The sequence below is a fragment of the Paenibacillus sp. TAF43_2 genome (assembly GCF_052113545.1).
Classification (GTDB): domain Bacteria; phylum Bacillota; class Bacilli; order Paenibacillales; family Paenibacillaceae; genus Pristimantibacillus.
In genome coordinates this window covers 1-8,061 of sequence record NZ_JBFRDK010000232.1, presented here as the reverse complement: position 1 = coordinate 8,061, position 8,061 = coordinate 1, and the positions used below count along the sequence as shown (strand labels likewise).

Below are 8,061 nucleotides of genomic sequence, written 5' to 3'. Positions count from 1 at the left end.
AATATATTTACAGCGAGCAATTAAAAACGGTAGATTACGTTTTTGGTCAAATCGCGAGCGGAGGACTTGTTAGAACAGGACCGGTAGCTGCGGTAACACTGCTGATGATGCTTGTACCGATCACCGTATTTATCGTAACGCAGAGCAATATTATTCAAACCATGTCTACATCGGGCTTGAAGGAATAACAGGAGGGAAGCAACGGATGAAGAGAATCATCGCCGCGTTATTTATCGCATCGCTCATGATCGGTGCGGCCGCTCCTGTTGCAGAAGCCGCAATAGATACCTATCAGTATTCCTATTGGGGAGATGCTGTGCCCTCGCCGAATGCATACAAAATGGAGCAAGTCATTTACGGTGACAACTGGAGCAGTGGGCGTCTTGCTTCGCCAATGGATATGTTCGTTGGCAAGGATGAGCGAATATACATTGCGGATACGGGCAATAACCGAATCATAATATTGAACAAGGAATTTCAAGAAGAACTGGTCATTTCCAAATTTGATAATGAAGGAAAAGAAGATGCGCTGAATAAGCCGGAGGGAGTATTTGGCACAAACGATGGTCTCATCTATGTGGCAGATACACTCAACCGAAGACTTGTCGTATTTGATACTGCGGGTAAGTTCATACGAGCAATAGGCGAGCCTAAATCAACGCTGCTGCGGCCAGGGTTTCAGTACGCGCCAATTAAGGTGGCCGTTGATAAAGCGAAGCGAATATTAGTCGTTAGCCGCGGGTCTTACGAAGGAATGATGGAGTTTGACGATGAAGGGCAGTTTATCGGCTTTATTGGAACGAATCGAGTAAAGTTCAGCCCGATTGATCTGTTCTGGAAACGGATATCGACCAAAGCACAGAGACAGCAAATGGAGCAGTTCATACCGTTTGAATTTAACAATCTCGATCTTGATGAGGACGGGTTCATCTACACCTCAACCTCAGAAGAGGATTCGAACCGGCCGATCAAACGGCTGAATCCATCGGGAGCTGATATTTTGCGGAGCAAGGGTTATTTTCCGCCCAAGGGTGATATTGGCACTCTGAAGACGGGGACCAATCCGGGCAGCTCCATATTCATCGATGTGGCTGCGGATCAAGCTGGCATGTATTCCGCGCTTGATTCTAAGCGGGGACGGATATTTACTTACGACAAGGATGGAAATCTGCTGTACGTGTTTGGAGGGTTAGGAAGCAAGCAGGAGAATTTCCGTACCCCCTCTGCCATTGAAATTATGGATGATCATATACTTGTGCTGGATAAAGATAACGGACGGTTGACAGCATTTGAGCCAACCCGCTATGGCAGCTTGATTAGGGAAGCCGTTATTTCGCTTTATCATGGCAAAACAGAGCAATCCACAGCTGCTTGGGAGAAGGTGCTTCAGCTAAACGGAAATGTGGAGGTAGCCTATTTAGGCATCGGCAAATCTCTGCTCAAAAAAGGCGAATATCATGAGGCGATGTCTTATTTCAAGCTTGGGAACAACAGGGAGTATTACTCCGAAGCCTTTAAGGGTTATCGAAAAAGCATCGTGCTGGCGCATTTCGGCACTATTGTTCTCGTTGTTGCACTAGCTGTTGTACTTGGTTTTATCCTTTTGAAGTGGAATCGGAGAAAGGTGAATGGCCAGCACTTTCAGGAGTTCGGCATTATCAAAAATCCTTTCTATACGATGATGCATCCCTTTAATGGCTTCTGGGAAATGAAATACGAGCAGAAGGGCAGGCTCAAGCTCGCTTTCGGCATTGTGTTTCTGCTTGTCATCTTCACCATTATTAAGCGGCAATACAGCGGCTTCGTCGTCAATTTCAACAACCCAAGCCAATTGAACAGCTTGAACGAATTAACTTTTATCGTATTGCCTTTTGTTCTGTGGTGTGTTGCGAACTGGTCCTTAACGACCTTGATGGATGGTGAAGGTAAATTCAAGGAAATTGTGATGGCGACAGCTTATGCGATAATGCCATTAGTTATCATTTATTTGCCTCAAACGTTGTACAGCAATTTAATTACAGGCAGCGAAAGCTCTTTCTATTATTTGCTTGATGGGGTTGCCCTGATTTGGTCAGCATGGCTGCTGTTCACAGGTACGATGACAGTGCATCAATATTCAGCTGGGAAAACGGTTGTGACGATGCTGCTTACACTCGTTGTCATCGGAATTATTGTTTTTATCGGGGTATTATTATTCAGCATGCTTCAGCAGATGATCAGCTTCGCCATTTCTGTCTATAAGGAATTATCGTTCAGATTGTAGCGTGCGGGAAGGAGAGATGGTCGTGACAGGTAAGAGGAAGATGTCCAGCATCCTGTTCGCGGCACTGCTTGCGAGCGTTGTTGCTGCAAGTGCGGCAGGCTGCAGCAAGAAGGAAGAAGCTGGAGCGCAGATAAACCTCGGTACAAAAGAAGCCGAGGCCGTCTCTGATCAGCAGGAAGACCGGGTGATTGGAGCAGGACGTAAATCAACTGCGGTCAACACGGATAAGGAGCTGCAAGCGTTGTCGGCGATGGAATTAGTGAAAGAAAATGACGCGCTTCAGCTCTATATCAACCGTGAAACGGCAGAAATTGCCCTAAAGGACAAACGCGACAGCTACGTCTGGTTTTCAAACCCGGTTGAGAGAAGCGAGGATCAGAAAGCTTCGCCTTTGTACCATTCAGAGCTATCCTCGCAGGTGCTGCTTACTTACTACAATGAAAAAGGGCAGGTCAATGCTTTCAACAGCTATGATGATAGCGTCGCAAAGCAGCAATTTGAAATAACGGACGAAGAGAACGGGATCAAAGTCGTTTATCGAATAGGCAATATTGCCAAAGGTTTCGCTAATATTCCAAAGGTAATCAGCAAAAAAAGATTTCAAGAGCAAATCTTGGATCAGATTGCCGATGAAGAGCTGAGGAAAAGTGTTGAATACAAATTCAGCTTCGATGAGGCAAAACAAATTTATGTCGTCCGCAAGCTGCAGGATTACGTAGCGGAGGAAATCTCTGCGGCACTCGAAGCTGCGGGCTACACAGCGGAGGATGCGCTGCAGGATAACGAAGAGAACGGCGCAGCCGACGCTGCATCAGCCGCAAGGGCAGAGTTTACGATTCCAATTCGGTATACGCTGGATAATGAGCAGCTTGTCGTGACGATTCCGGGCAAGGAGCTGCAATTCAATGCGGAATATCCAATTGCCAGCGTACAGGTGCTTAAACATTTTGGCGCTGCTGGTGTGAAGGAATCGGGATACTTGTTCGTGCCTGACGGCGCAGGCGCTCTAATCGAGCTGAACAGCGGAAAGCACCAAGCGGAACCCTATAATTTGCCTGTGTACGGCAATGACGGAACGTACAATGTGAAAGAGAAAATACAGACGAATGAGATGACAAGGCTGCCGGTATTTGGGCTTAAGCGATCCGACCATGCTTTGTTTGGAATCATTGAAAATGGTGATGCGATGGCAAGCATCACAGCAGATGTAAGCGGACGAAATGACTCCTATAATACCGTTGGCAGCAAGTTTCAAATTTCATCCATGGACTTTTACACGCTTACGTCGGGGACAAAAACGAGCTCCGTGCCGATGTTCCAAAAGAAAAGGTATGACGGCGACATATCCATAAGATATTCCTTTCTTAGCGGTGAAACCTCCGATTATGTAGGAATGGCTGCTGAATATCGGAATTACTTAATTCAAAAATTCAATATACAAAAGCTGGATAAAGTCGAGGATTCGCCGTTTGTGATGGAGCTGGTAGGAGCATTCCGGGTAGATAAATCATTCCTCGGGATACCGTATGAAGCAACACAATCGCTAACCAGCTTTGCTGAAGCGAAAAACTTGCTGCAAGAGCTGTTGGATACGGATATCCACCATATCGATTTGCGTTATGTCGGGTGGTTTAATGATGGTATTCGGCACAGCTCGCCAGCAAGTATCAAAGTGGTGAATAAGCTGGGAGGCAAAGAAGGGCTTCGTGAGCTAGCTGATTTTGCACAGAAAAACGGGATCGGCTTCTACCCGGATACAGCTTTTTTGGAAAAATACAAAGGTTCCAGCGGATCGGCTACATGGCTTGATCGCGGCGAAGCAAAGGTTTATCAATATAATCCGGTTATGTACGATCAGGATACTTCGAAATTTTCCCACTATATCTTATCGCCTGCTGCGCTGCCGAAGCAAATAAACGGTTTTTTGGCGGATTACAAAGCGCTCGGGCTGCAAGGATTATCGCTAAGAGATATGGGAAATCAGGTCAATTCCGATTACAATCCGGATAAAACGATAACTCGTCAGGAAGCGCTGGAAATGATCAAGACACAGACAAATAAGCTGAGCCTTCAGGCGCAATCGATCATGGTGAATGGCGGCAACGCATACAGCTTGCCTTATGCAGATGTAATCGTAAACGCACCGACCAAGAGCAGTCTGATGAATATTACAGATCAGGATATTCCGTTTTATCAAATTGCATTGCATGGCTATTATGATTTGGCTGGCTCACCTTACAACATGGATGATAAACAAAATCCTCGTCTATCGATGCTGAAGGCGCTGGAAACGGGCTCGAGCTTATATTATCAATGGTACGCCAGTGACTCAAGGAAAGTGAAGGACACCGACTACGATAACCTTTATGCTTTGAACTACAAAGATTGGCTTGATGAAGCGGTGCAGCTCTATAAGGAAGCGAATGGCGTATTGTCGAAGGTTCGGAATCAGGTCATTGTGAAGCATCGACAAATCGTGCCGGGCGTCGCGGAAACGACATTTCAGAACGGTTATGTCATTACGATCAACTACAATAATAAGGCGGTAGCAGTAGAGGGCATGCAGATTGCAGCTCAAAGTTATCAGGTAGGCGGTGAGGCAGATGTTCAATAAGCCATTGACCTTGGCGCAGAAAAAAGCATGGTGCGGCGTACTGTTCGCCACGCCATTAATGCTGGGATTAGTCATGCTGTTTATCATGCCGCTCATTCAATCCTTACGATTCAGCTTAAGCTCAATAAGTTTGGTTGAAGGCGGTTTCGCAGTAAAGTATGAGGGTTTCGCAAACTTTCGTCATTTATTTCTGACAAATGCAGATTTTCCGCGCAGGCTGACTGAATCGGTTACAGATATGATCGTTAATGTGCCAATCATCATCGTATTCAGTCTCTTTGCAGCGGTGCTATTGAATCAGAAGTTCAGAGGAAGAGCGATGGCAAGGGCAGTCTTTTTTCTACCCGTTATTCTAGCATCTGCGGCTATAGCCAATATGGACATTAGCAGCTTTGTTGGAAGCTCTTCTTCATCTAGCGGAAGCGGAAACCTTATGCAGAGCTTCGAGCTGAAAAAGATGATGATGGAGTCCGGCTTAGCGCCTGTATTCGTAAATTATATTTCGGATGCGGTTGACCGAATCTATGAAATTATTAGCTCCTCTGGCGTCCAAATTCTTATCTTTCTTGCGGGCTTGCAATCCATTTCTCCCTCACTGTACGAATCTGCAAGAATTGAGGGGGCAACGGGCTATGAGATTTTCTGGAAAGTTACATTCCCAATGATGACGCCGCTTATTTTGACGAATTTAATTTATTCAATTATTGATTCATTCAATAACAATTCGGTTAACGCACTTATTTCAGAAACGGCATTCAAAACGTTTGAGTTCGGGCAGAGTGCAGCGATGTCTTGGGTGTATTTTATCGTTGTCGCAATAGTACTTAGCTTATCAGCGGGCATCATTTCGAGAAAAGTGTTTTACTACGATTGAGAAGGAGGAGAGGCCATGAAGCTGCCGGCCATTCACGCGGAAAGGTTTCACCGCCACTATAATCCGGTCGAGAGATCGAAGCGATTGTTATGGACGTTGCTAAGGTCAGTACTCGTTTCTGGTTTTTGTTTTATTATATTATTTCCGCTATTTCTTCGTTTCTCGGTCGCATTCCGCAACAAAATTGATATCTATGATCCGACGGTGCTGTGGATTCCTAGAAACTTCACGTTGGATAATTTTAAAATTGCGATGGAAGCGACCCACTACTGGGCTACTCTACTGAATACGTTTTTGATATCGGCGGGAACGACTGCCATTCAACTCGCATCCTGTGCGCTAGCGGCATACGCTTTTGCAAAATTGAAGTTTAAAGGCAGCGGCATCCTCTTTGGATTCGTTATATTCACCATTGTTGTACCGCCGCAGACAATTATGATTCCCCTATATTTAACGTACAGGTACTTTGATATGTTCGGTTTAGTAGGTTTGTTTTCGAAGAGGGACAGCTTTAATCTAATTGATACCTTTTGGCCTTTCCTGATTTCATCCGCTACGGGAATGGGGCTCAAAAACGGTCTTTATATTTATATTTTTCGGCAATTTTTCCGTGGCATTCCGAAGGAGATTGAAGAAGCGGCCGTTGTTGACGGCTCAGGTGTTTTTAAAACCTTCTATAAGATCATGCTGCCGAATGCCGTTCCTGCTATCGTTACGGTTGTGCTGTTTTCCTTCGTATGGCAGTGGAATGACAGCTATTATGTTTCGTTGTTTCTCAGCAAAGTAAAAGTATTATCAACGCAGTTAGCAGACATGGGCTCTGTGCTTGGCAAAGAACCCGATCTTGTGTATCAATCCATGCTGCTGAATACAGGCGTTCTCCTGCTTATGCTCCCGCTTATTATTATGTACTTGTTCGTACAGCGCTACTTCGTCGAAAGTGTAGAGCGTACAGGCATCGTAGGTTAACGCCAGCAAAGTGAGCATTAATCGGCATTAGGCAAGCACGTGGAGCAGCGTCTTTGCTTTCATCCCAAACAGAGAATGGAGAAGGATACTTTGATATCATCTACTACTGTTCATATCATTTCACACACCCATTGGGACAGGGAATGGTACTTGCCATATGAGAAGCACCATGTTAGATTAATTGCGCTTATCGATCGATTGCTTGAGACGCTGGAGCGAGATTCGGATTTCAAAAGCTTCCATCTTGATGGGCAGACGATTATATTAGAAGACTATTTGCAAATTCGTCCGGAAAAAAGAGCGCTGCTTGAGCAGTATGTTCGCGAAGGACGTATCCATATTGGACCGTGGTATATTTTGCAGGATGAATTTTTGACGAGCGGTGAAGCAAATGTACGCAATCTCGTTTATGGGCACCGAGATGCCATGCAGTTCGGCAAAGTTGCAAAGGTGGGTTATTTTCCGGATTCGTTTGGAAACATTGGGCAAGCACCGCAGCTGATGCTGCAAGCAGGAATCGAGAATGCTGTGTTCGGACGCGGTGTGAAGCCAACTGGCTTTAATAATGAAGTTTCTCAAACGAAAGCCTACGAATCACCGTTCTCCGAGATGATTTGGGAGGCTCCAGACGGCTCAAGAGTGATCGGCATTCTGTTCGCCAATTGGTACAGCAACGGCAATGAAATTCCAACTGATCCTGAAGCGGCCGATGCTTATTGGCAGCGTAAATTAAAGGATGTCGAAGAGTATGCTTCAACGCCCCACTGGCTCATGATGAATGGCTGCGATCATCAGCCGGTGCAGACGGATGTAGCACAAGCTATTGCGACAGCGCAGCAGCTATTTCCGGAATATCAATTTGTCCATTCGAATTTTGAAGATTATATTAGTGCGGTAACCGCATCGCTTCCTGAGAAATTGTCCATCGTCAAAGGTGAACTAAGAAGCCAGCATACCGATGGCTGGTCGACGCTTGTTAATACTGCATCTTCGCGAATCTATCTTAAGCAAATGAACCAAACAGGCCAGGCGCTGCTGGAGAAAGCGGCCGAACCGATAGCAGCCTTTGCTTATTTGACAGGCCATGCTTATCCTCATCATCTATTCACATATGCTTGGAAAACATTGATGCAAAACCATCCGCATGACAGCATTTGCGGATGCAGTGTCGATGAGGTCCATGCAGAAATGGTGACCCGTTTTGCCAAAAGCAAGCATGTCGCCGAAAGCATTATCGAAGACAGTTTATCCGCAGTCGCTTCGAAGGTAGATACGAGCGAATTTGCTTCCTTTGGAGAGGTTGCTTCTACACTCCTTGTTGTTAATACAACGGGCTGGCTG

The 8,061-nt window shown here is 45.6% G+C and carries 4 protein-coding genes and 2 pseudogenes; all 6 read left to right on the top strand.

The window, feature by feature from the left end; genetic code table 11:
• A pseudogene (locus tag AB4Z17_RS30035) lies at positions 1-188 on the top strand (carbohydrate ABC transporter permease); the annotation flags it as partial.
• Between the two features lie 17 nt (positions 189-205).
• The gene (locus tag AB4Z17_RS30030; RefSeq protein WP_441963924.1) at positions 206-2,263 is read left to right on the top strand and encodes a YIP1 family protein; all 2,058 of its coding nucleotides are present in this window, start codon (positions 206-208) and stop codon (positions 2,261-2,263) included.
• Between the two features lie 22 nt (positions 2,264-2,285).
• Complete coding sequence (locus tag AB4Z17_RS30025; RefSeq protein ID WP_441963922.1) at positions 2,286-4,877, top strand: DUF5696 domain-containing protein; 2,592 nt, start codon at positions 2,286-2,288, stop codon at positions 4,875-4,877.
• Positions 4,867-5,751, top strand: a complete 885-nt coding sequence (locus tag AB4Z17_RS30020) for a carbohydrate ABC transporter permease (RefSeq protein WP_076270038.1) — start codon at positions 4,867-4,869, stop codon at positions 5,749-5,751. Before AB4Z17_RS30025 ends, AB4Z17_RS30020 begins: the two co-directional genes overlap by 11 nt.
• Positions 5,752-5,766: 15 nt before the next feature.
• A complete protein-coding gene (locus AB4Z17_RS30015; RefSeq protein ID WP_076270037.1) occupies positions 5,767-6,720 on the top strand; it encodes a carbohydrate ABC transporter permease in 954 nt (317 codons plus the stop codon).
• Positions 6,721-6,795: 75 nt separating this feature from the next.
• A pseudogene (locus AB4Z17_RS30010) lies at positions 6,796-8,061 on the top strand (alpha-mannosidase); the annotation flags it as partial.

Coding starts and splice junctions, on each gene's coding strand:
- AB4Z17_RS30015 (WP_076270037.1), top strand. CDS start 5,767: ATGAAGCTGCCGGCCATTCACGCGGAAAGGTTTCACCGCCACTATAAT.
- AB4Z17_RS30030 (WP_441963924.1), top strand. CDS start 206: ATGAAGAGAATCATCGCCGCGTTATTTATCGCATCGCTCATGATCGGT.
- AB4Z17_RS30020 (WP_076270038.1), top strand. CDS start 4,867: ATGTTCAATAAGCCATTGACCTTGGCGCAGAAAAAAGCATGGTGCGGC.